This window comes from Thioclava dalianensis (assembly GCF_000715505.1).
GTDB classification, from domain to species: Bacteria; Pseudomonadota; Alphaproteobacteria; order Rhodobacterales; family Rhodobacteraceae; genus Thioclava; species Thioclava dalianensis.
On sequence record NZ_JHEH01000002.1, the window covers coordinates 35,448 to 61,138 of the forward strand.

The window sequence follows — 25,691 nt, forward strand, 5'->3', positions numbered from 1 at the left end:
CTGCGCCACCGGCCTTCGAGAGTTGATCAGATCGCTGCGAGCGCGTCCACCATCTTGCCCGCGCCGAAGCGGTAGGGATCGGTGGCAGGCAGGCCCATATCGGCTTCGAGCTTGGCAAGATAGGCCAGCGCCTCCGCCTGATCCATGTTCTGCGTGTTGACCGAAATGCCCACGACCTGACAGTCGGGATTGGCAACGCGCGCCAGATTGAGGGCGGTGTCGCGCAGCTGCTCAAGACTGGGCAGCTTGTAGCCGGGAAGTCCGCGCATATGCGGGCGCGTCGGCTCATGCGCGAGGATCAGCGCATCGGGCGCGCCGCCATGTATCAGCGCCATCGTTACGCCGGAATAGGAGATGTGGAACAGGCTCCCCTGCCCCTCGATCAGATCCCAGTGGTCAGGATCATTGGGCGGCGTGAGATATTCGATCGAGCCTGCCATGAAATCGGCGATCACCGCATCGAGCGGCACACCGTCGCCGGTGATCAGGATGCCGGTCTGGCCGGTTGCGCGGAAACTGGCCTTCATGCCCCGCTCGCGCATCTCACGCTCCAGACAGAGCGCCGTGTACATCTTGCCCACCGAGCAATCCGTGCCCACCGCAAGGCAACGTTTGCCCCCGCGTTTCTCGCCATTGGCAATCGGGTATTTCACCGAAGGGATGCGCACGTCATGCAGTTGACGCCCGCAGATTTCGGCTTTCGCCACCAGCTCGGGCTCATCGCGCAGAAGGTTGTGCAGGCCAGAGGCGATATCCATCCCGGCTTCAAGCGCCTCGATCAGAATGCGCTTCCACGCCTGAGAGATGACGCCGCCGCGATTGGCCACGCCGATCACCAGCGTCCGGCAGCCTGCCCGGTAGGCCTCGGTCAGGGTCATGTCGGGCAGCCCCATATCGGCGCGGCATCCCTCCATGCGGAACTGACCGAGCGCGAATTCCGGGCGCCAGTCCCTGATCCCTTGTGCCACCTTGGCGGCCAGCGGATCGGGCGCATCGCCGAGAAAGAGCAGATAGGGGGTATTGATCAACGACATATCGGTCTCCTGTTGCGAGTTAACGGTGAGTGTAGTGCGTCTCACAGAAATTTCTCGGGGAATTCCTTGCCCATTTCAGGAGATTTGGCAATTCTATCCCGAGAAATTCGACGACCATCGAAGATCCTTCTCTCAACTGCTGCATCTCGCTGCATTGCGGCTTCTTTTCTGCGCACGCAAAATTCGCCTTGCAAGCAATGGCGCAAGAATATACCCAAAGTACGACTAAAAACGTAACTTCATTGCGAAAGGGTCTCCATGAGCTTCCGCATCCAACCCGCCGCCCCGGCCCGCCCGAACCGTTGCCAATTGTTCGGCCCCGGCTCGCGTCCCGCAATCTTCGAAAAAATGGCCGCCTCCGCCGCCGATGTGATCAATCTCGATCTCGAGGACTCGGTCGCCCCCGATGACAAGGCGCAAGCCCGGCGCAATATCATCGAGGCGAGCCATTCGCTGGATTGGGGCACAAAGCACCTCTCGGTGCGGATCAACGGGCTCGACACGCCCTATTGGTATCGCGACGTGGTAGAGCTGCTTGAGGAAGGCTCCGAGCGGATCGACCAGATCATGATCCCGAAGGTTGGCTGCGCGGCGGATGTCTATGCGGTGGATGCGCTGGTCACGGCGATTGAAACCGCTAAGGGGCGGCAAAAGAAAATCGCCTTTGAGGTGATCATCGAAAGCGCAGCCGGCATCGCCCATGTCGACGAGATCGCAGCCTCCAGCCCGCGCCTGCAGGCCATGAGCCTCGGCGCTGCGGATTTCGCAGCCTCCATGGGCATGGCCACGACCGGGATCGGCGGCACGCAGGAAAACTATTACATGCTGCGGGAGGGCACGAAATTCTGGGCCGATCCGTGGCATTGGGCGCAAACGGCGATTGTGGCGGCCTGCCGCACCCATGGTGTCTTGCCGGTCGACGGCCCCTATGGCGATTTCTCCGACGATGAAGGGTTTCGCGCGCAGGCCTTGCGCTCGGCCACGCTGGGTATGGTCGGCAAATGGGCGATCCACCCCAAGCAGGTCGCCCTGTGCAACGCGGTCTTCACGCCCTCAGAGGAAGCCGTGGCCGAGGCGCGTGAAATTCTAGCCGCGATGGACGCCGCGAAGGCGCGCGGCGAAGGCGCAACCGTCTATAAAGGCCGTCTCGTGGACATTGCTTCAATAAAACAGGCAGAAGTGATTGTAAGGCAGTCCGAAATGATTAAAGATTAAGCCGCGTACGAACGAATCGCGCTATAATCAGTGATTCCCGGAGCGGTTGGGAGGGGAGGCCCGACTGCATGAGGGATCAGGGACGCCTCGGCTACTTGCCGGGGCGTTTCCGTATTTAAACGCCCGACATGACATCCTCGTGACAGTGTCGTGACACTTTTGCGCAGCCCTTCCCCGCAAGCCCTGCCCCCTTTTTGCCCGCGACGGCAGCACAGCGCCGGATGTAGAGTTCAGCAGACGCGCCGATCATCGCGCCCGGTTGCATTTCTTCCCCGCGCGCTCCATAGACAGAGACAGTTTCCGATACGGGGTGATCCATGACCTATCTCGAGTTTGAAAAGCCATTGGCAGAAATCGAAGGCAAGGCCGAGGAGCTGCGCGCGATGGCGCGCCAAAACGAGAAAATGGATGTCGAGAAAGAGGCCGCGGCCCTCGACAAAAAGGCCGACGCGATGCTGCGCGACCTCTACAAGGATCTGTCCGCCTGGCGCAAATGCCAGGTCGCGCGCCACCCCGAGCGGCCCCATTGCCTGTCCTATATCGAGCAGCTTTTCACCGAATTCACGCCGCTTGCAGGCGATCGCAACTTCGCCGACGACCATGCGGTGTTGGGCGGGCTGGCCCGGCTGGGCGACCGCCCCGTGGTGGTGATCGGCCATGAGAAGGGCCACGACACCGCCTCGCGGATCGAGCGCAATTTCGGCATGGCGCGCCCCGAGGGCTATCGCAAGGCGATCCGCCTGATGGAGCTGGCCGATCGCTTCAACCTGCCCGTGGTGGCGCTGATCGACACGCCCGGCGCCTATCCCGGCAAGGGCGCCGAAGAGCGCGGCCAATCCGAGGCCATCGCGCGCTCGACCGAAAAATGCCTCCAGATCCGCGTGCCGCTGATTTCTGTCATCATCGGCGAGGGTGGCTCGGGCGGGGCTGTGGCCTTTGCGACCGGCGACCGCGTCGCGATGCTGGAACATTCGGTCTACTCGGTGATCTCGCCCGAGGGCTGCGCCTCGATCCTGTGGAAAGACGCCGAGAAAATGCGCGAAGCCGCCGAGGCGCTGCGCCTGACGGCTCAGGATCTCAAGAAGTTGGGCGTGATCGACCGGATCATCAAAGAGCCGATCGGCGGTGCGCAACGCGATGCACAGGCAACAATCGCAGCCGTGGGCAGCGAGATCGAAGCGCTGTTGAGCGAGCTCGACGCGCTGAAACCGGCCGAGCGTCTCAAGGCGCGGCGCAAGAAATATCTCGACATGGGCAGCAAGGGCCTCGCGGCCTGATCACAGGGCCGCCGGATCCGGCAAAGCGCGATCACCACATCGTCTTTGCCGCCCGCCCCGGCCAATCGCGATCATAGGCGGTGCCGTCAAACGTGCCGTCGCTGATCTCGCGCAGCATATCGCCCACGCTTGGCAAGCCCTGAGACTGATCGCCCTCCCGCCAGATCCCCGCGCGCATCAAGGCGCGGGCGCATTGCGAATAGACCTCCGCGATCTCGATCACCACGACACTGCGCGGCTGCTTGCCCTGACGCTCAAAACCGCCAAGCACGTCCGGATCGGCACTGATCACGGCGCGCCCGTTGACCCGGATCACCGTCGTGCTTCCCGCAATAACAAACATCAGGGACACGCGCGGATCGCGCACAATATTGCGCAGAGAATCGATCCGGTTATTGCCCTTCCAATCAGGCAGCCAAAGCGTGCGATCATCGACGATACGGACGACCGGACCGTCATCGCCGCGCGGGCTGGCATCCGTTCCTTCAGGGCCGACAGTGCTCAGGATGCACAGGCGCGACCGCGCGACCCACGCCCGATAAGCCTCGGTGAGCCGGGGCGTGACCTTGATCCGCGCAGCTTCGCTGGGCGTGCCGTAAAGCGCCTCTAGCGCCTCCAATGTCTCGACGCGCGTCATCGCATCCCCCCTCTTCCTCTTGATCCAAATATCCCCGCCGGAGGCTCTTGCCCGCGCCACAGGCTCAGGGGGCAGGAGCTGCGAACCCGGCCTCGCCCATGAGCGCATCCGAACGCGTCTCCACAAGCATCTCCAACTCGCTCACAAGGGCTGTGGCGGATTGCGCGGGCCCGATCGGATCGAGAAAATCCACAACCCCCACGCCCGAGCGGATCGGCCAGCCCTTCTTGCTCCAGAACATCCCGACATTGGTCGCGACCGGCACGACTGGCAGATGCGAGGCCACCGCCACCGCCCCGATGCCCTGTTTGTAGCGCCGTTTCTCACCGGGCAGCGTGCGCGTGCCTTCCGGATAGATGATCAGCTGACCAAGGCCCTCACTCTGTTGTGCCGCACGCACCGCGTTCAGCATATCCTTCATAGCCTCGGAGCCGCGCGCGCGGTCAATCGGGATGCAGCCCGCCTTATGAGCGAACCACCCCATGATCGGCACGCGCAGCAGGGATTTCTTCATGATAAAGGCGCGGCGCGGCATGTGATGGGCGATGATCAGGATATCAAAAAAGCTCTGATGCTTTGCCCCGATCACACATTCGCCCTGCGGCAATGTCCCGCGCAGCTCGTAGCGTAGGTTCAGATAGACCCGCGCCATCGAGAGCAGATGCCCCGACCAGATCCCCGCGACGCGATGCACACCTTCGCGCCCATGCGGCAGAACCTGAAACAGCACGCCCCAGACCCCAAGCACCAGCGTCGCAAGGCCGATATGGATGTAATAGGCGATCGTCCGCAGATAGGTGACCGGGGTTATCGGGCCGGGCGAAGTTGCATGCGGGGCAGTCATCAGCGAATTCTCCGAAGCATACGGGCAGCGGCAAAACGTGTCGCGGTATAGGCAACGATGGCCGCGATCGGCGGAATGATCAACGGCCAGAACCAACCGACACCGGTAAATCCAAGGCCCGTCAGGAAGCCCCCGGCGGCATCTGGTGAGGGCAGCAGCGCGACGGCGGCGGTCCCGAGCGCCATGCCCAGCGTCGCCCCCGCCAGACCGCGCAGCGTGAAGCGGCGCACGAAGGCCCGCGCGATATAGGCGTCACGCGCACCCACGAGGCGCAGCGTGGCGATCACCTGTCCATTGGCCGCAAGGGCTGCCTGTGCGGCCAGCGTGATCATCCCCGCCATCGCCCCGAAAATCAGCAAAAGCGAGGTCAGGCCAAGAAAGCGGATGCGCTCGGCTGCGGCCACCAGCGGACGGCGCCAGCGGGTGTGATCGTCAAATACCGCGCCCGGGGCCGAGCCTTGCAGCCGTAGCCTCAGTCCCTCTTCATCCACACCCTGCGCCGTCTCGGTCACCGCGATCAGCTTGGGCAATGGCAGCGCATCGACCGGAAGATCGGGGCCAAACCACGGCTTGAGCAGCGTCTTCATCTCGTCATTGCTCAGCACCCGCTCTGAGGCCACGCCCGGCGTCGTCTTGAGCACCTCCATGACGGAGGCGACCTGCGCATCCATCTGCTCGGGCGGCGCTGAGATGCGGATCGTGGCCGAACGCGCCAGACTGTCGGCCCAGCGATGCGCAAGCCGCCCCGTTGCGAGCGACAGTGCCAGCGCGAAGACCGCCAGAAAGGCCATCGCGGCGGCGGTGAAAAGCGTGAGCCTTGCGGTGAACCCGGTGGGCGGCACGACATGATCTGCGCCCGGACGGTCGGGATTGAGGAAAGGAAGCCGCATCACAGATCTGCCCCGGCTGCCTGCAATCGGCGATTGGTGATCCGCAGAACGCGGGCCTGAACCTGCGCTTTGGTCTGGCGGATCAGATTGAGGTCGTGGGTCGCGATCATCACCGTCTTGCCCATCCGGTTCAGCTCGACCAGCAGCGATAGCAGGCGCAGCGACATCTCGTAATCAAGATTACCCGTGGGCTCGTCGGCCAGGATCACATCCGGCGAGGTGATGATCGCACGGGCCAGCGCCGCGCGCTGGCGCTCACCGCCCGAAAGCTGTGCGGGATGCGCGGTGCGCCTATGGCCCAGCCCTACCCAGCCCAGCAACTCGCGCAGCTCGTCGGGATTGACCGGGCGATGCGTCACCGTCAGCGGCAACGCGACATTCTCTTCGAGCGTCAGATGCTCGAGAAATTGACAGTCCTGATGGACAACTCCGATCCGCTGGCGAATGCCCGCAATCTCGTCACGCCCCATCTCGGTTGCGTCCTGCCCAAACAGCATCATCTGCCCCGCGGTAGGCAGCAACTCTGCATAGCACAGCTTGAGAAATGTCGTTTTGCCCGCGCCAGAGGGGCCCGTCAGGAAATGGAACGATCCCGGCGCAACCGAGAGCGACATATCCGTCAACAGCTCTTTGCCGCTGTAACTCATTGCCACATGTTGCAGTTCGATCACTGCCAAGCCCTCTATTTTGTTGGATTTCAGGCCATTAATGGCCAATTTTCTTGGACTTTCGTCACGCGCTTGCTACAACATTGCAAAGCGGTTGGCCAGAAGAGCAAAAGGCTGACGCGGGCAGGGACGGGAAATAATATGCGCTTGGTTTGCCCCAATTGCGGCGCGCAATACGAAGTTGACGACGCGGTGATCCCGGAAAACGGGCGTGACGTGCAATGTTCCAATTGCGCGCATAGCTGGTTTCAGCCCAGCCGCGCGATGATCGACACCGCAGCGCAGACGACCACCCCCGCCGTGTCACAAGACGCTTGGGAGGCCGAACCCGCCCCGCCGACCGAGACGCCCAGCCGCTCTGAGCCCGCGCAAGACAGCGCCCCTGCGCCGGGCGAGGATGCGGATGAACCGGCAGAAGAGGACGCGGACGATGCGGCGGATGACGATCTGATCGTCGCGCCCTCCGAGGGAGATGAAGCGCAATCCGGTCTTGAGGCTGCCGCAGCGCCCGCCCACGACGCAGCGCCCGAGGCAGACACCGTGCCCAAAGACGCGCCCCCGCCGCAAGACGCGGACAGCTTTGATGAGGATCTCGCGGATGATGACAGCCCGCTGGGGGCCGCCCCCACCCCGGGCAAAACGCCGCGCCGCGCGCTTGATGACAACCTGTTGTCTGTGTTGCGCGAAGAGGCCGAGCGCGAAGCGGCGCAACGCCGTGCCGAGGGGCTCAGCGAGATGGCGGTTCAGGACGAGTTGGGGCTGGAGGACACGGCCTCTTCGCGCCAAGCGCCTGAACGCCCCGCCACCCAGCTTGCCCAGCAACGCCGCGCGGTTCCCGATTTCTCGGATCTCAACGACCCGGACAGCGAGATTGAGGAAGACGACCGCGTGGCCGATATCACGGGCGTCGAGGATGACGACCCCCAGCCCGCGCGTGGCCATAAACGCCTGCCCAATATCGACGAGATCAACGACTCGCTGACCGCCACGAGCGACCGCGCGGGCGAGGCCATCGCCGAAAGCTCGCCCGAGATGATGGCGCGGCGGCGGTCAGGCTTCTCGATGGGCTTCACGGCGGTGGTCCTGCTGGCCGCAATTCTGGCGCTCATCTACAGCTTTGCACCGCAACTTGCCCATCACCTGCCCGCGGCAGAGGATACGCTGGCGATCTATGTGTCGCTGGTGGATCAGGGGCGGATCTGGCTCAACGATCATATGACGGCGCTGACCGAGACGCTGCAAGGCAGTTCCGCCAAGCAATAACCGCCGCATCGGAGCCTGCGGGACGGCGAGACCCCGCGTGCGCCCGATCGATCCCTAGCCCGCATTCCCGAACTGATCGAGCAGGCGCTTGAGGTAATCCAGCTCCTCCTCCGGGCGCAGCCTGTCGGCAGAGCGGCGGCGGATCTCGTCGAGCAGGTTTTGCGCCCGACGATAGACATCCTCTCCCTGCAACATGTCCTGATTGGTGCCCGCCTGCGATCCCTCGCCCTGCGCGCGGCCCAGCGGATCGCGCGGCATCTCGCGCCCGCCCGGCTGGCCTTGGCCTCCGGCCTGCTGATCGCCGCTTTCTCCCGGCTGGCCCTGCTGGCGCGCCTGCTCGCCGCGCAGTACCTCACCCAGCGCACGCATCCCGTCGCGCAGGGCCTGGATGGCATCGGCCTGCCGGTCGATGGCAGCGCCGTTATCGCCCTGACGCAGAGCCTGTTCAGCCTGATCCATCGCGCGGCCTGCATCGTCAAGGCGACGCTCGGCCTGCTTGCCTTTCTCGGAATCAAAGCCGGGGATCAGGCCTTTCTGGCGGTCCAGCTCACGACGCAGCGCGCGCTGGCGCTCCGCGAGGCTTTGGCCCTGCGTACCGCCCTGCCCGCCTTCAAGACCGGGCTGATCACCCTGGCCCTGACCGTCGCGATTGGCCTGACCGTCTTGGCCCTGCCCGGTCTCGCCCTGACCTTGTCCGTCCTGACCCTGACCCTCTTCACCTTGGCCCTGACCTTGCCCCTGCTGCGCTTGATCTTGCCCCTGAGCGCCCTCGCCCGATTGCCCCTGCTGGCCGGGTTGCTGCGCGCCGGGTGCGTTTTGGCGCCCGCCCGGTTGCTGACGCTGGCGCTCCTCGGGGGTCATGAACTGGTCTTGCAGGTCGCGGAAAGATTGATCCGAAAGATCTTGCTGCTTGCGCAGCGTGTCTTGCAGATCGCGCATCGCTTGGCCGCCGGGCGTGTCGCCCTGCCCGCCTTGGCCCTGCGTGACCTTGAGGTTCTCCATCATCCGCGAGAGTTGATCGAGCAGCTCCTGCGCCTCGGCCATCCGGCCTTCTTCCATCAGCTTCTGGATCTGGTCCATCATCTGCTGGATCTGATCGCCGGTGATCTGCTGGCTGGGCTGATTCTGCTGTCCGAATTGCGGGCCCTCGTCTTGCTCTTGCGCGCGCTCGGCCAGCATCCGGACGTAATTGTCGGTCGCCTCTTTGAGCTCCTGCATCAGCTTGGCGATTTCATCCTTGCTGGCACCGTTGCGAATGGCCTCAGAGAGCTTCTCTTGCGCCTTTTGCATCGCGGCCAGCGCATCGGACAGCCCGCCATCCTCGACCAGTTCCGCCATTTTCCAAAGCGCCTCGGCAATCTCGTCGCGCGCCTCGGGCGTCAGATCGCCATCCTCAAGCCGCCCGATCACGAGGCGCACCATCAGATAAACCTCCTCGCGCTTGATGAACCCCTGATGCCGGTTCGAGATCGCGCGCAACAGCTCGGCCTCGCGCGGCGCATTGGCCCGCGACCACAGCAGATCGCGGCGCACTTCGATGAGGGCCGCGGCCAGCGGATCGAAAAAGCGTTTGCCCGGCAGGATCATCTCGCGGACACCTGTCGTGCCCGTCTGGCCGCGCCCGTCGACCACCTCCAGCTTGATCTTCACGGGCAGGTTCGCCCAAGGGTGCTTGGCGGCATCCTCGATCAGATTTTCAGTAAAATCGGCACGCGAGCCGGTGATCGGCATGGGCAAATCATAGATCAGATCGGGGCGCTTTTCGGGGTCTATCGCGAGCCCGTAGCGGCGATCCACCTTGGCCAGATCGAGCGAGATCACGGCATGGCCCTCGGTGACCGCGTAGTCATCCTCGGCATGAAACGGCTGGCTCAGCTTGCCATCGGCGCGCCGCTGGGCTGCGGCCTCAAGCGTGACCTTGGGCGCGGAGTCACTCGCCACTGCGACATGGAACACCCGCCCCGCAGGCCCGTCCAACGTGATCAGCCCGTTGCGCTCGGCCTCAAACTCGCGGGTCTCGACCCCCTCGCCACTTTGCGCCGCACCCTGCTGGGGCAGTGCGGCCGGGTTCGACACGCTCTCGGAGAATTTGATCGCACCGGCCGAGCCATAAAGCCTGATCGAGAACCGCGTGCCCTCGGGCACCGTGATCGTGTCGCCCTCGACCTTGTTGAGATACAGCCCCGGCTTGCCGGTATAGCGCGGCGGCGAGGCCCAGCCTTCCCAGCTTGGCCCCATTGCCGCCTGCGCCGATCCGCTCGCGCCCGGATTCAGTTGGGAGGGGTTCCAGATCCGCGCGGGCACACCGAAAATCACCGCCACGACCAGCGCGCTCAGCGCCGTCATACGCAATGCGTAGGGATCGCGGCGGGCCAGATCGGGGTTCGGGCGCGGCGGACGCGCGCTCTGTGCCTGCTCTGCCATACGCCGCAGATGGGCCGCCCAAAGCGCACGCGCGCCGGGATCGTCCCCGCCCAGAGCCATCTCATCGGTGAGCGCGGCAAGCGGACGGCCGGGCAGCGTCGCATCCAGCCGCGCAATCGCCTCGGCCCGGCGCGGCCAGCGCATCTTCCACAGGCCCCAGCCGAGCCCCGCAAGCAACACGACAGCCGCCGCCCACCAGAACCAGCGGCTCTGCGCGCCCAGCTCAGCGGGAAAATTGAAAGCGAGCGCTGCCAACAGCACAGCCAATACCGAAAGAAGCGGCCAGAAGGCCCGCAAGGCGCGTTCCAGCACCATGCCCGCCCAAGTCAACGCGATGGCGCGCGCAAGGGGCGTGAGCGGCCCCGCATCCGAGCGCTCAGAGCGGCGTGAACCGATCGCTTTGGCAAACCAGCGTTTTACCGGCATGACTTCCTTTCGAACCTGTCTGCGCGCGCCGATTCCCGCAGATGCGGGTCAGAGCCACTCAGGTATCGTATCGCGCGCCAGCATTTCCTCAAAGCTCGGTCTTGCCCGGATGAGTGCGAATTCGCCGCCCCGCACCAGAACTTCAGGGATCAGAGGGCGCGAATTATACTCAGACGACATTACCGCGCCATAAGCCCCGGCAGAGCGGAACGCCACCAGATCGTCCGCGGCGAGCGGCACCATGTTGCGCGCCTTGGCAAATGTATCGCCCGTCTCGCAGACCGGACCCACGATATCATAGGGCTGCGCCACCGTGCCGGGCTCGGCCTCGATCACGGGGACAATGTCATGATAGGCGCCATACATCGAGGGCCGCACCAGATCGTTCATCGCCGCGTCCACGATCAGGAAATCGCGCCCCTCCCCCTTTTTGAGATAGATCACCGAGGTCACGAGCATCCCGGCATTGCCCGAGATCAGGCGGCCCGGCTCGATCTCGATCTCGCAGCCCAGATCGCCCAGCGACTCCTCGATCACCTTGCCATATTCGATCGGCAGCGGCGGCGCGGAGTTCGAGCGCTCATAGGGAATGCCCAAGCCGCCGCCCAGATCGAGACGGCGAATGTCATGGCCGTCTTCGCGCAATTGCAGCGTCAGATCGCGCACCTTGGCAAAGGCCTGCGCAAAGGGCTCCAGATCGGTCAATTGCGAACCGATATGCACATCGACGCCGATCACCTCGATGCCCGGCAGATCGGCGGCCTGCGCATAGACCGCACGGGCGCGCGCAATCGGAATGCCGAATTTATTCTCGGATTTGCCGGTCGCGATCTTCTCATGGGTTTTGGCGTCGACATCGGGGTTCACCCGCAAGGCGATAGGGGCGCTCACCCCCAGCTTTGCCGCGATCTGCGAAATCGCCAGCAGCTCAGGCTCGGATTCGACGTTGAACTGACGGATGCCCTGTTCAAGCACATAGGCGATCTCTTCGCGCGTCTTGCCGACGCCCGAAAACACCACGCGATCCCCCGGAACACCGGCGGCGCGCGCCCGACGATACTCGCCCCCCGAGACCACATCCATCCCGGCGCCCAGATCGCCCAGCAGCTTGAGCACCGCAAGGTTCGAATTGGACTTGATGGCAAAGCAAATCAGGTGATCGGTCCAGCCCAAAGCCTCCTGGAACAGCTTGAAATGCCGCTCCAGCGTGGCGGAGGAATAGACGTAGAACGGCGTGCCAACCTGCCGGGCAATCTCGGGCAGCGGCACGTCCTCGGCATGCAAGATGCCGTCGCGATACAGAAAATGGTCCATGGGCGATCCTGGGCTTTACGGAGTGGCGCTGTCGGCCTGCGCGGGCGGAACGGGCGGACCGTCGACACCGCAGGCGGCAAGGGCGAGTAGAACGAGAGAGAGCAAGGCTGCGCGTTTCATCCGAGGATCTCCCGCCAGCGCGCGACCTGCGCGCGCACCTGATCGGGCGCCGTGCCGCCATAGGACTGGCGCGAGGCCACGGAATTATGCACGCCCAGCACGTCGAAGACAGCCTCGGTGATGCCAGGATGCACCGCATGCATCTGCTCTAGGCTGAGATCGGGCAAATCGCAGCCCGCAGCTTCGGCCATCGCGACCAGCGAGCCCGTGACATGATGCGCCTCGCGGAAGGGCAGCCCTGCCTCGCGCACCAGCCAATCGGCCAGATCCGTCGCCGTCGAGAAGCCCGAGGAAGCGGCGGCTTCCAGATTGGCCTGATGAACACTCAGATCGCCGATCATGCCCGCCATCGCAGCCAGCGCCAGCATCAGGTTGTCGGCAGCATCGAAAACCTGCTCTTTATCTTCCTGCATGTCCTTGGAATAGGCCAGCGGGAGGCCCTTCATCACGGTGAACAAAGCCACCGAGGCACCCAGAATCCGACCGATCTTGGCACGGATCAGCTCGGCTGCATCGGGGTTACGCTTTTGCGGCATGATCGACGAGCCGGTCGACCATTTGTCCGACATCGACACGAACCGGAACTGAGCCGACGACCAGATCACCAGCTCTTCCGCCAGACGCGACAGATGCACCGCGCAGATCGCAGAGGCGGAGAGGAATTCCAGCGCGAAATCACGATCCGACACGGCATCGAGGCTGTTGGCCATCGGCCGGTCGAAGCCCAGCGCCTGCGCCGTGGCGAACCGGTCGATATTGAACCCGGTGCCCGCAAGCGCCGCAGCCCCGAGCGGGCTTTCATTCATCCGCTTGCGCGCATCTTCAAAACGCGACTTGTCGCGGGCGAACATCTCGACATAGGCCATCATGTGATGCCCAAACGTCACCGGTTGCGCCGTTTGCAAATGGGTAAAGCCCGGCATCACCCAATCCGCGCCCTCTTCGGCGCGTGCCACGGCCGCGCGGATCAGCGCATCGAGGCCCGAGATGGCGGCATCGCATTGCTCGCGCACCCAAAGCCTGAAATCCGTCGCGACCTGATCATTGCGCGAGCGCGCCGTGTGCAGACGGCCCGCGGGCTCGCCCACCAGCACCTTGAGGCGCGCCTCTATATTCATGTGAATATCCTCAAGGGCGGCGGAGAATTCGAACTTGCCCGTTTCGATTTCTGACAAAACCGTTACCAGCCCTTCCCCGATCGCTTCGGCATCCTTATCACTAATGATGCCTTGTGCGGCGAGCATCGCGGCATGAGCACGGCTGCCACGGATATCTTGCGTGTAGAGCCGCTGGTCAAACCCGATCGAGGCATTGATTGCCTCCATGATCGCATCGGGCCCCGCGGCGAAACGCCCGCCCCACATCGCGTTGGAGGCTTGACTGTCTTTGGTGCTGTCGGTCATGGTACGAGCCCTTTTTACGGAGGCGATATGTTGCGGTTTCTAGTCCTTTATACGGCGCTCGCGCTGGGTGCAAATGTTGCGCAAGCTGCCGATCTCGATGCGCTCAAGCAAGGCGAGATGGCCTCTCTTGTGACGTACTCGAAACCGCTCCCCGTCCCGCCCTTCACCTTTACCGATGATAAAGGCGGCAAGCACAGCCTTGAGGACTACAAGGGCAAAGTGGTTTTGGTGAATTTCTGGGCCACATGGTGCCCGCCTTGCCGCGAGGAAATGCCCGATCTCAATGCGCTTGAGAAAAAGCTGGGCGGCGACAAGTTTGCCGTGGTCACGATCGCGACCGGCGGATCGAACTCGCCCGCGAAGGTCGACAAATTCTTTGACAGTGAGAAGATCGACGCGCTGCCGCGCTACTACGACCCCGCCTCTTTTGCGGCGCGCGCGATGGGCGTTTTGGGTCTGCCGGTATCGGTTCTGATCGACGAGAACGGGCACGAAATCGGGCGCATGATCGGCGGCGCCGTCTGGAATTCTCCTGATGCGATCCACCTGTTCAAGACCTTGATCGAGGAATAAAGCCTGCGTCTGCGGCGATTTCTTCCGACTGCGTCGATTAAGACGGTCGACTGTGTGCTTGCTCTGGTCGCGCGGCTTGCTCTGGCGTTGCCGCGTGCTCTGAGGCCATGGCTTGAAAATGCGGGGCACGGCCGATGGCATTGGCGAAACCGGCCTCGATCTGAAGGGCAAACCCCACGAGCTGGCGTCTCAAGCGCGATCAGACATGTCTTGCCATAGGCTGCGTTCCCCGCGTCACGCAACACGCCCCTACGCCACATCGCGTTTCTTGCTTCACGCCGCGCAGCCTACCGCGGCGCAGCTCGGCGCGGAGCGCACCTAAGACATCGCGTGCGTCTGCACCCCCTTCGTCCTGCCTCCCTCGTCGCCTGCGTCGAAGCCCGCCAGAAACAATAGGTTTATGCCGCGTGCGCACGGCGCAGGTAGCTGGTCAGCGCTTGTTCAATGTCTTCGGATAGGCTCATTATCGCCTCAAGGCGCCCCTTGATGTCGTCATGAAACTCATCAAGCTGATCAATCGTCGCGCTGAGCCCTCCGGAATTGTCCCGCATTCGCCCGCATTCGACCCGCCCCAGAACGCGGATCGTGTCGAGCCCAAGCATCTGACGGCGAATATCACGGCTTTGCTGGGTGAGCTGCGCTGCAATCTCGGCTGCTCGTCCCATCGCAAGACGCGCATCATTGGCCGATTTTTGGTGCAACGCGGTCAGCAGGGCGCGTTCGTGGTCCCAATCGATCCCCTCGACAGGATCAGTCTTGAGATACTTCGCCGTCATCTCCGAGAGCAGCCGACTGCTACCAAGCAAAAAGAGTGACCGCGCCATTTCGCGTGACATCGTATCGCAGATATTTCCGTCGCCTGCCACGAAGCTGCGCAGCCGAGCCGAAATCACCACGGAAGAAGCCTTGTAATTCTCTGAGATCGCAGAGATCGGACCGCCCGAAGGCTCCAGACGCGAGGCCACGATGCGCATGTTATTGGGCACCGATTGCAGCGCGTCGAAACTGCGCAGAAGCCCGACCTGCTCTCTGGCGACGCGTGCCATCACGTCATTCATTTCGACCAAGATTTGGGTGCGCGGATCGTCGGGGCGTCGCAGATAGCGATCACGCTCCGCCAGTTCGCCACCAAGCGCATGCGCCATGAAACTGATATAGCTCGAGAAGCCCAGCGAATTGGCATGCTGGCGCAACAATTCGCTCGAACGCTCAGGATCGAGCTTTTCGCGGCGCTCCCGCTCGGCAAAACTCGCATAGAATTGGAGCATCTGCGTCGATAGCGCGCTCATCGGTTTGAGGCGAACCGACAGATAGCCTCCATCGATCGGCAGGATCACCGCGAAAACCCAGTACCAGCCCCCGCCCTTTGCCCGGTTTTTGACATAGGCCCCCATCGGATGGCCCTGCTGGATCGCCTCCCACAGCATGTGAAAGACGCCGCGCGGCGTATCGGGATGGCGGACGATCTTATGCGGCGCCCCGATAAGTCCTGGCCATTCGAAGCCCGAAACGCGACGGAACACCTCGTTCCCGGCTTCAATCACGCCGCGCGTATCGGCGCGTGAATAAAAAAGCTCTTCCAGTCCGAAGGGGACCTCCCCGGAATGTCGGTCTGCCGTGTCCACGTGCTGGTTCATCGGATCCTCGGATATCTGCGATTCCCCCTCACGCTAAGGCTGAAACCTTACTGAAGCGTTGATGGTCGTCCTGTCGTAGCCTCACATTCATCACGCCGATTTTCCGCGCATCTTCACGGATTGTTAGGAACTGTCCCCCAGTTTTGTTTCACTGGCGATGGAGTGAGCCGATGACGAATCTTGAGGAACGTGATCCAAATCCGGTGAATGCCGAGCTGTCCAACCCGCTTGCATTTGCCGTCGCCGAACAGGATCGGCATGTCATCGAGCTCGTGCGCGACGCAATTGCACGGCGCGATGTCGTACTGGCCTATCAGCCGGTCATGCAGACTGCCCGCCCCGACCGCCCGGCCTTCTATGAAGGCCTGATCCGCGTGCGCGACGAAACCGGCCGCATCATTCCGGCGCGCGACTTCATTGAAACGGTCGAGCTGACCGAACTGGGGCGCAAGCTTGATTGCCTCGCGCTCGAAATGGGACTGGCTGCGCTGATGGAGAATGCCGGATTACGCCTTTCGATCAACATGTCGGCGCGCTCGATCGGCTATCCTGGCTGGATGAAGACGCTCAATCGTGGACTTGCGGTAGATGAGACCATCGCAGACCGGCTGATCCTCGAGATTACAGAGAGTTCGGCGATGTATTTGCCCGACCTCGTCACCGTTTTCATGGAAGAATTGCAGGCACGTGGCGTGACCTTCGCGCTAGATGATTTTGGCGCGGGCTACACGTCATTTCGATATCTGCGCGAATTCTACTTCGATATCATCAAGATCGACGGTCAATTCGTGCGGGGCGTGGCGCAGCATCCCGACAACCAAGCCCTCATGAAATCCCTGCTCGATATCGCGCGGCATTTCGAGATGTTCACGGTCGCGGAATCGGTCGAGACCGCCGCCGATGCAGAGTACCTCACGAAGATCGGTCTTGACTGCCTTCAGGGCTACTACTTCGGGGCCCCGACCGTCATGCCGCCATGGCGACGTCCGTCATCGGCACAGCGGCGCAGCGCCTAACTCCACGCGTGACAGACGAACAATCTGCGGCGATCTACCGCTGGTTCCAGCGGTGTTTGCCCCATCAACACAAGGTAACTTTCTCCATACAGACCCCTTTCGACTTGACCTGAACACGACAGGTTGCATGCTGTCGAAAAGAAGGACGGCGTGATCGCGCGCCGGTTCGTGATTGGAGGATCTACATGACAAATGTCGTTATCGTCTCGGCCGCGCGTACCGCAGTCGGCTCTTTCAACGGAGCGTTCGCAAACACGCCCGCCCATGATCTGGGCGCGACCGTGCTGGAGGCCGTGGTCGCACGCGCCGGAATTGAGAAAGGCGAAGTCTCGGAGACGATCCTTGGTCAGGTTCTGACCGCCGGACAGGGCCAGAACCCCGCGCGTCAGGCCCATATCAATGCAGGCCTCCCGATCGAATCCGCGGCTTGGAGCATCAATCAGGTCTGTGGGTCGGGCCTGCGCACCGTGGCGCTCGGCGCCCAGCACATCCTCCTTGGCGACGCGGACATCGTGATCGCTGGCGGTCAGGAGAGCATGTCGCTCAGCCCCCATGTTGCGCATCTGCGCGCGGGTCAGAAGATGGGCGACATGAAGATGATTGACTCGATGATCCGCGACGGTTTGTGGGATGCGTTCAACGGCTACCACATGGGCCAGACGGCAGAAAACGTCGCCAATCAGTGGCAGATTTCGCGCGAGCAGCAGGACGAGTTCGCACTGGCTTCGCAAAACAAAGCCGAAGCGGCGCAGAAAGCGGGCAAGTTCGCAGACGAGATCACGCCCTTCACGGTCAAGACCCGCAAGGGCGAAACCGTCGTGGACCAAGACGAGTATATTCGGCACGGCGCGACGCTCGAGAACATGACCAAACTGCGCCCGGCCTTTGCCAAGGACGGATCGGTCACCGCCGGCAATGCCAGCGGGATCAACGATGGTGCGGCTGCGGTCTTGCTGATGACCGAGGCTGAGGCCGAGAAACGCGGGCTCACGCCGCTGGCACGGATCGCATCTTACGCGACCGCTGGGCTCGACCCGTCGATCATGGGCTGCGGTCCGATCCCCTCCTCGCGCAAGGCGCTTGAGAAAGCAGGCTGGAAGCCCGCTGATCTCGATCTGATCGAGGCCAATGAGGCCTTTGCCGCGCAGGCCTGCGCCGTCAACAAAGACATGGGTTGGGATACGAGCAAGGTCAATGTGAATGGCGGCGCGATTGCGATCGGTCACCCGATCGGTGCCAGCGGTGCCCGTATTCTCAACACCCTTATCTTCGAGATGAAGCGTCAGGGTGCGAAGAAGGGCCTCGCCACGCTGTGCATCGGCGGCGGCATGGGGGTTGCAATGTGCATCGAGGGCCTGTGAGACCCATCTCATAAAGCTTCACAAGAGCCGTGCGCAACAATGTTGCGTGCGGCTATTATTTTTCATAACATAGTTACCGAAGGAAAATAGGGAGGAGACAGAATGTCCAGAGTTGCACTGGTCACCGGCGGATCGCGCGGCATCGGCGCCGCGATATCGGCCGCACTTCAACAGGCCGGATACACGGTTGTTGCAAACTATGCCGGCAATGACGAGGCCGCGCAGAAATTCACCGAGGAGACCGGGATCAAGACGGTCAAATGGTCGGTGGCCGATTACGAGGCCTGCGCGGCGGGAATCGCCAAGGTCGAAGAAGAGGTCGGCCCGATCGACGTGCTGGTCAACAATGCCGGAATCACGCGCGATGCGCCGTTTCACAAGATGACGCCGGAGCAATGGCATCAGGTGATCGACACCAACCTGTCGGGCGTGTTCAACATGACCCATCCGCTCTGGACCCGGATGCGCGAGCGCAAATTCGGTCGCATCATCAACATCTCGTCGATCAACGGCCAAAAGGGTCAGTTCGCACAGGCGAACTACTCGGCGGCCAAGGCGGGCGATCTGGGCTTCACCAAGGCGTTGGCACAAGAAGGCGCGCGGGCCGGAATCACCGTCAACGCGGTCTGCCCGGGCTATATCGCCACCGAGATGGTCATGGCGGTGCCCGAAAAGGTCCGCGATGCGATCATAAGCCAGATTCCCGTCGGACGTCTGGGTGAACCCGGCGAAATCGCACGCGCGGTGGTGTTTCTCGCCTCCGATGACGCAGCCTTCATCACCGGCTCGACGATCACGGCCAATGGTGGTCAGTACTTCGCCTGATTTTCCTCTTGGCAACCAAGCACGAGGCCCGCATTTTGCGGGCCTCACTCTTTGGAGGCAGCATGGCGCGCGGCAAGGCAACGGCAATCGGCTTCACGGCAGTCCTGCTTTGGGCGCTGCTCGCGCTGTTCACGGTGGGCTCAGCGCCCGTGCCGCCGCTGCAGCTCAACGCCATGTGCTTTGCCGTGGGCGGCATGATCGGGGTAATCTGGCTGGCGGCTACGGGCAATTTGCACGATCTGCGCAAGGTCGGCTGGCCGATCTATGTCGCGGGAACGGCAGGGCTCTTTGGCTATCATCTGCTGTATTTCTCGGCGCTTCGGCTCGCGCCGCCCGCAGAGGCTGGCCTGATCGCCTATCTCTGGCCGCTGCTGATCGTCTTGTTTTCCGGCCTATTGCCGGGTGAGCGGCTGACCGTCTGGCACGTTTTGGGCGCGCTTGTGGCCTTTGCGGGTGCCGCACTCATTTTGGGCGGCGGGATCGGCGCGGATCTTACCGCCCTGCCCGGCTATGCCCTAGCCGGGCTTTGCGCGCTGACATGGTCGAGCTATTCGCTGCTGTCGCGTCGCTTCGGACATGTGCCAACTGCCGCCGTGGCGGTCTATTGTCTGGCCAGTTCCGCCCTCTCCGCGCTCGCCCATGGTCTCTTCGAGCAGACCGTCTGGCCGCAGGACGTCCTTGGATGGGCCGCCGTTCTGGGACTGGGCCTTGGGCCGGTGGGGCTGGCCTTCTACACGTGGGATCTTGGCGTCAAACGCGGGGATATCCAGCTTCTCGGCACCGCGTCCTATGCCGCGCCTCTGATCTCTACGCTTGTGCTTGTCGGCGTCGGCATCGCGCCTGCGAGCCCTGTCCTGCTGGGTTCTGCGGCATTGATTGCCGGCGGGGCGGCATTGGCGGCGCTGGGGGCGCGAAGATCGGTGCCTGCGGTACCCGAGCCCGCACCGCTCGCTGGATCCGAGCCGCCGCACACGGCGACCCGGTAACTTGGGGGAGGGCCGTTAAGCCTGTTCGAGGCGGTGAATCTGCTCCTTCAGACGAAGCTTCTGCTTCTTCATGCGTGCAATTTCGAGATCGTCTACGCCCGGGCGACGTGCGGCCTGTTCGACCTGCGACGCCAGAGCTTCATGTTTCCTGCGAAGTTCGGTGATATGCGAACCAAGCGACATGGCAGTCTCCTCTCATGTTGTCAGCCCGTCAATTGCAGCACAGGTTTCGAGTCGTGTCACGAGTTTGTCGCAAAAAGACGGCACAACCGCAGGTTTGTCGCAAAATCTTGCGAAAGCCTTAACGCTGAATGAGCAATTTTTGACCGTTGCGAAGGATAGCGTGCGCAATCTCAGAAAAATCCTCCGCATCGCGTGTATGGTGCGGCCCCGCATGAACGATCAGCGGCGCGAGCAGCACTAAAGGCGCGCGCGCGCCCTTTCGCGCCTGCACGATCACCCGTCCCGCAGGACGCCCCACCCGCGCGGCAATCGGCAGAACGGTGATTGCGCCTGCGCGACCTTGCAGACCGGCCAGCACATCGCCCAAGCGGTCGGCCTGCTGAATGACTGTGATCCATCCGGAGGGCTTGAGCCTGCGCAATCCGGCGTCGATCCACTCCGCCAGCGGCGTCTGCTCCCGATTGGCCCGCTCGCGCTCCAGATCCGCCGCAGCCGTCCCACTATCGGGCGGGAAATAGGGCGGGTTGGCGATCACATGGTCAAAGCTGCAGGCGCGCAACTCGGACGGCATCTGAGCCAGATCCCCCTGCACCACGTCAAGCGCCACCCCATTGCTCTGGGCATTGGCCTGCGCGAGGGCTGCGTAGCGCGGTTGGACCTCAAGCCCGATCTGCGCAAGCCCCGGGACCCGCGCACCCAGACACAGACTCGCCACCCCGGCGCCACAGCCCAGCTCGAGCACCGATTGCCCCGGCCGCGCATCGCAGGCGGCCGCCAGAAACACCGCATCCATCGCCGAGCGGTAGCCCGCTTTGGGCTGGGAGATCCGCAATCGGCCGCCCAGGAACCCATCCTCGGTCAGATCCGAAGGCGCAAACATCAATCCGGCCCGATCTCATTATCGCTCAGCACCGCCTGCGCCATGAACAGCTCGTGGTCGCGCACCATCAGGCGCCGCGGCAATATGCCCAACGAGCCTTCGAGCACGCTCATATGGACGTCCATCTGGAACGCTTCTATACCCTCGCCCTTGAGCAAGGATGTCGCAAAAGCCAGTTTGACAGGGTCGGTGCTACGCAATAGCTCTTTCATGACACTCCCATACGGTTCCTGACACGGGCTGTCGAGATGGGGGGAAGCCGAAAGGAAGACAATGAGCCTCGATGATAAGTCGGTGAAACCGCATGAACAGCTGGCCAACGCGCTCGCCCAGGATCTGGAAGCGACCGACGCGCTGATCGCGCAGCGCATGGCGTCGGAAAATGCCCCGCGCATTCCCGAGGTAACCGCGCATCTCGTCGGTGCGGGTGGCAAACGGCTGCGCCCGATGCTGACAATCGCCGCGGCGCGGATCTGCGGCTATGAGGGCACGTTGCATCACAATCTGGCAGCGGCGGTCGAGTTCATCCACACCGCGACCCTGCTGCATGACGATGTGGTCGATGAAAGCAAGCAGCGCCGCGGTCGTCCGACGGCGAATCTCCTGTGGGATAACAAATCAAGCGTGCTTGTGGGCGACTACCTGTTTGCCCGTTCGTTCCAGCTGATGACAGATACGCAAAACCTGCGGGTGCTCTCGATTCTGTCCAATGCCAGCGCCGTCATCACCGAGGGCGAAGTGCTGCAACTGAGCGCGGCTGAGGATCTGGGCACCACCGAGGACACGTATTACAAGGTCGTGCGCGGCAAGACGGCGGCGCTGTTCTCGGCCTCTGCCGAGGCGGGTGCGGTTCTGGCGGGCGCAAGCGAAGATCAGATCACCGCGCTGCACAATTACGGCGAAAGCCTTGGGATCGCGTTTCAGGTCGTCGATGATCTGCTTGATTATCTCAGCGATGCCGAAACCATGGGCAAGAATGTGGGCGACGATTTCCGGGAGCGCAAGCTGACCTTGCCGGTGATCAAGACAATCGCCAAAGCCGAGGGTGACGAGCGCGCGTTCTGGATCCGGGTGATCGACAAGGGCGACCAGCGCGAAGGCGATCTGGAGCATGCGCTGGGGCTGATGCAGGCCCATGGCACGCTGGAAGAGACCCGGCAGGCCGCCATCGACTGGGCGGATCGCGGGCGCGCACAGCTCAAATCCCTGCCCGAAAGCGATCTGCGCGACATGCTCGATGCGCTGGCCGATTACGTGGTGGCGCGGCTGCGCTAAGCGGGCGCGGGCCCCATTGGGCCGCCCCCTCACCGGGGGCGGGCCACTCAGGCCTCCTGCGTGGCCATGGACGGGGCGCTCTTTTGTACCTGATCACCAAGCAAGCCTGAGGCGATCCACCAATCCGGATGGGCCGCACGCAGGCTGATCTCGGCAAACCGCATCGCCTCGGTATCGTCAAAAAGCGCAAAGCAGGTCGCCCCCGAGCCGGACATCCGGGCAAGCCGGGTTCCCGGCAGCGTGTGCAAGGCCTCCAACACCACCCCCACGGCAGGCGTCAGCATCATTGCCGGAACCTGCAGATCATTGCGCTGCGTGGCCAGCCAATCGATGCAATCCGAGCGATCCGCAAATTTCGGCAACGTCTCGGGCATCGGCGGGTTGGTCTTGTCGCGGAGCGCCTTGAAGACCGACGGCGTCGGCACGCTCACGCGCGGATTGACCAGCAAGGCGGGCAGTGACGGGATCGCGGCCACAGACAGCTGCTCGCCGATCCCCTGCACCCGCTGCGGGCGCGGTTTCATGCACATCGGCACATCCGCGCCAAGCTGCGCGATCTGCTCTGGCGGCACATCACGCCCCAGCGCGCGCAGGACGGCTGCGGCATCCGACGATCCGCCCCCGATCCCTGCGCTTGCGGGCAGCTGCTTGGTCAGGGTGATCTGGCCGCTCTCCTGCCCGGCCATCCGGGCCGCGCGCAACACGAGATTGGAGCCATCACTCGGCACGCCTGCCGCCTCGGGCCCATCGACCTGCAGCGACAGAGCCCCGTCGGGCGTGAGACGCAGCCTGTCGCCCACCGGAGCAAACACCACAAGCGAATCCAGCAGGTGATAGCCGTCATCGCGTTGGCCGGTCACATGCAGGGTCAGATTGATCTTGGCGGGGGCGAAAACGTCAGTTGCTGACATCGCTCGCTTCAATCGGCTTGAGTGGCGGGGCCCCCTCATCTTTCAGAACCTGATCGAGACCCACCGAAAGCTTTTCGCGCACCCGGTCGAGATCGAGATCTTCGGCAGTGCCGCTTTGGTCGTCCTGCGTGCCAAAGCTCAGCGCACGGCTCCACTGGAAGCGGGCTTCGCGCTTGCGTCCGACCGCCCAGAGCACATCGCCCAGATGGTCATTGAGCAATGGATCGCGGGGCTCGAGCGACACGGCGCGCTCCATCTCGGTCACGGCCTCTTTGTAATTGCCGGTCTTGTAGAGCGCCCATCCCAGGCTATCCACGATGAAGCCGGACTGGGGGCGCTCCTTGACGGCCTTGCGGATCATCGCGAGCGCCTCGTCAAGGTTCTCGCCCTTATCGACATAGGAATAGCCCAGATAGTTGAGCACCGCAGGCTGGTCCGGCGAGAGCTTGAGCGCTTCGCGGAAGCCCGCTTCGGCATTTTTCCAATCCCCCGAGCGCTCCTGCGCGATGGCGCGCGAGTAATAGACGAACCAGTCATCCTCCTGTGGCGTCTTGATCAGGGCTATGGCCTTGTCATAGGCCTTCGCGGCCTCGCCATAGCGCTGCTCGCGGCGCAGCGTATCGCCCAAAGCCGTCCAGACGCCGCGCAGTTGCGGGTCGCGCCGCGACAGGTTTTCAAGCACCTCGATCGCGGCATCGTTGCGATCTGCGCGCACCATCGACTCGGCGCGCCCGATTTCGGCAGCCTGATAGATCGGGCTATCGGGTTTCACCGAGGCATAGGCCGCAATCGCCAGATCATATTGTTTGGCTTTGTCGAGCAGCGCCGCCGTCATCAGCGTCGCATCATCCATATCGGGTTCGATATAACTGGCCATCCGCGTATGCATCAGCGTGAACGTATCGGGGGCATCGCCGATCAACGCCTGAGCGACCGAGTAATACACCTCGGCCACGCCATCGCTGGCATTGCGTACGATGGTAAAGGGCAGCGTCTCACCCTTCGCCAGCCTGTCCCGAATGCTCTGAAGCTGCGGGTCAAGATCGGGGCCAAAGCGGTCGTCGATCAGCGCGACCGCATCCTTGTCGCGCTCAAGCTGCGACAGGATCTCGGCCTGCGCTATGACACCACGGCGCGTGGCCGTGATCATCTTGCCATCCTTGCCCGACAAAATGGCATTGGCCCCCTCATAATCGCCCACAAGCGCCAGAGACAGCGCCTTGTGATAGGAGGCAAAGGCCCCGAGTGCCGGTTGCTTGCCCAGAGCGTCAAAGGCCTTGGCGGCATCAGAGATCTTGCCCTCGCCCACCAGCGCCCAGCCCTTGGCAAGCCCGCCCAGAAGCGGGCCCGGATCGGCGGCCTCGTCATCCACGATCTTGATCACGGCGGGCCAATTGCCCGCCTTCGCATCAGCGGCCACCACCGCCATCGCCGCGATCTGGCTGCCGGTCTGAGCCTCAACCATCTGGCGGGCCAGCGGCACGGCATGATCGTAATCCGCAATCGCGATTTGAGAGGCAAGCGTCGCCTCGGCGGTCTCGGCGCTCACGTCGCCCGAAGTCATCAGCTTGCGGTAGTAATGGGCGGCCTGCTCGAAATCGGATTGCTGCGAGGCGACACGCGCGGCGAGATAAGCCCCGGCGCCTTGGGGGCTCGGATCATTGGCCACGTCTTTGGCGTCGCTGGCATCAACCGCGTCGGCCGCAGCAGCGGCGGCCTCGGCGCTATCGGCGGCTGGGGCCTTCTTGTCTTTCGCAAAGGCCGGCGCGCTCGCCACAGAGCCCATCAGGACAGCGATCAACGCAAGGCGCAAAGCGGAGGCAGTATTCGACACGAAAAAATCCTCTCTCCAAGTTTGTACCGACCGTAACTGGGGCCATGAAACAAGGCAATGCAGGGGAACACCACCGCCTTATTGCAACGGGCGGAAACACGCCGTTTTGACTGCGATATCAATCGCCCAAGCACGCTAACATCGGCGTGATCTCCGTGCAAAATGGGACCCAGTGACAGTTTAGGCTTGCTTTTAGTGCGCAATAGCACATATAAAGCTGACAATCTGAGAAAGTCAGAGTGTTCCCTGTGGCTCGCGCCTTCAAGCCTGAGCTTTCATGCCGCTGCTGTGCACGGCGCCTCCATAATCGATATCCAGCCCGATGCGCAGGCGCAGGGTTGGCGATGCGGCAGGTTAATTTGCGACGTACAGGGAAGAAATTGGACGCAGACCGCCTTTTTGCGCCACGTCAGGGCTGCCCTGACCGTGCCTTGGGCTCTGTGCCGAACCGTGGCGGGCATCGGGCCCGGGCGGAACCGATGTAGAATGGAGAATATGACATGACCAAGAAAACCGTTGAGACTGCCGTCACCGGGAAAGTCATCCGCTTGGAAGACACCAACCGCGAATCCGAACGGGCCAACACGGCCGGGCCGGGTGAAGCGCATTGGGCCGACATGCGCCACGTCATGTTCTCGACCTCGGCCTGATTGGCCAAGGTTGCAGGCGCGCTGAACGCGCCGCAGTGACACGAA

At 63.0% G+C, this 25,691-nt stretch carries 24 protein-coding genes; 10 read left to right on the top strand and 14 right to left on the bottom strand.

The window, feature by feature from the left end; translation table 11 throughout:
* Window positions 1–26: 26 nt before the first annotated feature.
* Window positions 27–1,028: an N-acetyltransferase DgcN gene (gene dgcN / locus DL1_RS01850; RefSeq protein ID WP_038062158.1), complete on the bottom strand. Its 1,002-nt coding sequence runs from the start codon at window positions 1,026–1,028 to the stop codon at window positions 27–29.
* 264 nt (window positions 1,029–1,292) lie between these two features.
* Here dgcN and DL1_RS01855 point away from each other — a divergent pair, with 264 nt between their 5' ends.
* Both DL1_RS01855 and DL1_RS01865 read left to right on the top strand, forming a co-directional pair.
* A complete protein-coding gene (locus DL1_RS01855) occupies window positions 1,293–2,249 on the top strand; it encodes an L-malyl-CoA/beta-methylmalyl-CoA lyase (protein ID WP_038061684.1) in 957 nt (318 codons plus the stop codon).
* 317 nt (window positions 2,250–2,566) lie between these two features.
* Window positions 2,567–3,526 carry an acetyl-CoA carboxylase carboxyltransferase subunit alpha gene (locus DL1_RS01865; protein WP_038061688.1) on the top strand — a complete coding sequence of 320 codons (960 nt, stop codon included), beginning with the start codon at window positions 2,567–2,569 and terminating at the stop codon, window positions 3,524–3,526.
* Between the two features lie 31 nt (window positions 3,527–3,557).
* Here DL1_RS01865 and DL1_RS01870 read toward each other — a convergent pair whose 3' ends face one another.
* The 4 genes from DL1_RS01870 to DL1_RS01885 form a co-directional block, all read right to left on the bottom strand.
* Window positions 3,558–4,163, bottom strand: a complete 606-nt coding sequence (locus tag DL1_RS01870; protein ID WP_038061692.1) for a pyridoxamine 5'-phosphate oxidase family protein — start codon at window positions 4,161–4,163, stop codon at window positions 3,558–3,560.
* A gap of 64 nt (window positions 4,164–4,227) precedes the next feature.
* A complete protein-coding gene (locus DL1_RS01875) occupies window positions 4,228–5,007 on the bottom strand; it encodes a lysophospholipid acyltransferase family protein (protein ID WP_051693241.1) in 780 nt (259 codons plus the stop codon).
* Window positions 5,007–5,897, bottom strand: coding sequence for a cell division protein FtsX (locus DL1_RS01880; RefSeq protein ID WP_038061695.1), 891 nt, complete (start codon window positions 5,895–5,897; stop codon window positions 5,007–5,009). Before DL1_RS01880 ends, DL1_RS01875 begins: the two co-directional genes overlap by 1 nt.
* On the bottom strand, window positions 5,897–6,544 hold the full coding sequence (locus tag DL1_RS01885; RefSeq protein WP_245739542.1) for a cell division ATP-binding protein FtsE: 648 nt from the start codon (window positions 6,542–6,544) through the stop codon (window positions 5,897–5,899). The genes DL1_RS01880 and DL1_RS01885 overlap by 1 nt, the downstream gene beginning before the upstream one ends.
* Window positions 6,545–6,706: 162 nt before the next feature.
* Here DL1_RS01885 and DL1_RS01890 point away from each other — a divergent pair, with 162 nt between their 5' ends.
* Entirely contained in the window at window positions 6,707–7,828 is a 1,122-nt protein-coding gene (locus tag DL1_RS01890) for a zinc-ribbon domain-containing protein (protein ID WP_038061698.1), read from the top strand.
* A gap of 54 nt (window positions 7,829–7,882) precedes the next feature.
* On the opposite strand, the gene DL1_RS01895 is transcribed toward DL1_RS01890, so the two are convergent.
* The 3 genes from DL1_RS01895 to argH form a co-directional block, all read right to left on the bottom strand.
* Entirely contained in the window at window positions 7,883–10,678 is a 2,796-nt protein-coding gene (locus DL1_RS01895; protein ID WP_051693242.1) for a DUF4175 domain-containing protein, read from the bottom strand.
* 48 nt (window positions 10,679–10,726) lie between these two features.
* On the bottom strand, window positions 10,727–11,992 hold the full coding sequence (gene lysA, locus DL1_RS01900; protein WP_038061701.1) for a diaminopimelate decarboxylase: 1,266 nt from the start codon (window positions 11,990–11,992) through the stop codon (window positions 10,727–10,729).
* A gap of 116 nt (window positions 11,993–12,108) precedes the next feature.
* Window positions 12,109–13,515, bottom strand: a complete 1,407-nt coding sequence (argH, locus tag DL1_RS01905; protein WP_038061703.1) for an argininosuccinate lyase — start codon at window positions 13,513–13,515, stop codon at window positions 12,109–12,111.
* Between the two features lie 27 nt (window positions 13,516–13,542).
* Between argH and DL1_RS01910 the strand changes: the two genes are divergently transcribed.
* Window positions 13,543–14,088 (top strand): TlpA family protein disulfide reductase, encoded by a 546-nt coding sequence (locus DL1_RS01910; protein WP_038061705.1) that lies wholly within the window; start codon window positions 13,543–13,545, stop codon window positions 14,086–14,088.
* A 398-nt stretch (window positions 14,089–14,486) separates the two neighbouring features.
* Here the strand turns inward: DL1_RS01910 and DL1_RS01915 are convergent, their stop codons facing one another.
* Entirely contained in the window at window positions 14,487–15,725 is a 1,239-nt protein-coding gene (locus DL1_RS01915) for a PAS domain-containing protein (RefSeq protein ID WP_051693243.1), read from the bottom strand.
* Window positions 15,726–15,895: 170 nt separating this feature from the next.
* Here DL1_RS01915 and DL1_RS01920 point away from each other — a divergent pair, with 170 nt between their 5' ends.
* The 4 genes from DL1_RS01920 to yddG all read left to right on the top strand — a co-directional run bounded on the left by DL1_RS01920 (window position 15,896) and on the right by yddG (window position 19,913).
* Window positions 15,896–16,741 (top strand): EAL domain-containing protein, encoded by an 846-nt coding sequence (locus DL1_RS01920; RefSeq protein WP_038061708.1) that lies wholly within the window; start codon window positions 15,896–15,898, stop codon window positions 16,739–16,741.
* Between the two features lie 185 nt (window positions 16,742–16,926).
* Complete coding sequence (locus DL1_RS01925) at window positions 16,927–18,102, top strand: acetyl-CoA C-acetyltransferase (protein WP_038061710.1); 1,176 nt, start codon at window positions 16,927–16,929, stop codon at window positions 18,100–18,102.
* 102 nt (window positions 18,103–18,204) lie between these two features.
* Window positions 18,205–18,927: a beta-ketoacyl-ACP reductase gene (phbB, locus tag DL1_RS01930; RefSeq protein ID WP_038061713.1), complete on the top strand. Its 723-nt coding sequence runs from the start codon at window positions 18,205–18,207 to the stop codon at window positions 18,925–18,927.
* A 62-nt stretch (window positions 18,928–18,989) separates the two neighbouring features.
* Window positions 18,990–19,913: an aromatic amino acid exporter YddG gene (gene yddG, locus DL1_RS01935; RefSeq protein ID WP_051693244.1), complete on the top strand. Its 924-nt coding sequence runs from the start codon at window positions 18,990–18,992 to the stop codon at window positions 19,911–19,913.
* 15 nt (window positions 19,914–19,928) lie between these two features.
* Here yddG and DL1_RS21135 read toward each other — a convergent pair whose 3' ends face one another.
* From DL1_RS21135 to DL1_RS01945, 3 genes are all read right to left on the bottom strand, one after another.
* Window positions 19,929–20,096 (bottom strand): YdcH family protein, encoded by a 168-nt coding sequence (locus DL1_RS21135; protein ID WP_074854704.1) that lies wholly within the window; start codon window positions 20,094–20,096, stop codon window positions 19,929–19,931.
* Window positions 20,097–20,214: 118 nt separating this feature from the next.
* Complete coding sequence (locus DL1_RS01940) at window positions 20,215–20,976, bottom strand: tRNA1(Val) (adenine(37)-N6)-methyltransferase (RefSeq protein ID WP_038061715.1); 762 nt, start codon at window positions 20,974–20,976, stop codon at window positions 20,215–20,217.
* Window positions 20,976–21,188 (bottom strand): putative signal transducing protein, encoded by a 213-nt coding sequence (locus tag DL1_RS01945; protein ID WP_038061717.1) that lies wholly within the window; start codon window positions 21,186–21,188, stop codon window positions 20,976–20,978. The genes DL1_RS01940 and DL1_RS01945 overlap by 1 nt, the downstream gene beginning before the upstream one ends.
* Window positions 21,189–21,249: 61 nt before the next feature.
* Between DL1_RS01945 and DL1_RS01950 the strand changes: the two genes are divergently transcribed.
* Complete coding sequence (locus tag DL1_RS01950) at window positions 21,250–22,251, top strand: polyprenyl synthetase family protein (protein ID WP_038061720.1); 1,002 nt, start codon at window positions 21,250–21,252, stop codon at window positions 22,249–22,251.
* Between the two features lie 47 nt (window positions 22,252–22,298).
* Here the strand turns inward: DL1_RS01950 and DL1_RS01955 are convergent, their stop codons facing one another.
* Both DL1_RS01955 and DL1_RS01960 read right to left on the bottom strand, forming a co-directional pair.
* Window positions 22,299–23,162, bottom strand: a complete 864-nt coding sequence (locus DL1_RS01955; RefSeq protein WP_038061723.1) for a 4-(cytidine 5'-diphospho)-2-C-methyl-D-erythritol kinase — start codon at window positions 23,160–23,162, stop codon at window positions 22,299–22,301.
* Window positions 23,149–24,996: a tetratricopeptide repeat protein gene (locus DL1_RS01960; protein WP_143081595.1), complete on the bottom strand. Its 1,848-nt coding sequence runs from the start codon at window positions 24,994–24,996 to the stop codon at window positions 23,149–23,151. Before DL1_RS01960 ends, DL1_RS01955 begins: the two co-directional genes overlap by 14 nt.
* 500 nt (window positions 24,997–25,496) lie before the next feature.
* Between DL1_RS01960 and DL1_RS21480 the strand changes: the two genes are divergently transcribed.
* A complete protein-coding gene (locus DL1_RS21480; RefSeq protein ID WP_156022716.1) occupies window positions 25,497–25,646 on the top strand; it encodes a hypothetical protein in 150 nt (49 codons plus the stop codon).
* Window positions 25,647–25,691 lie beyond the last annotated feature (45 nt).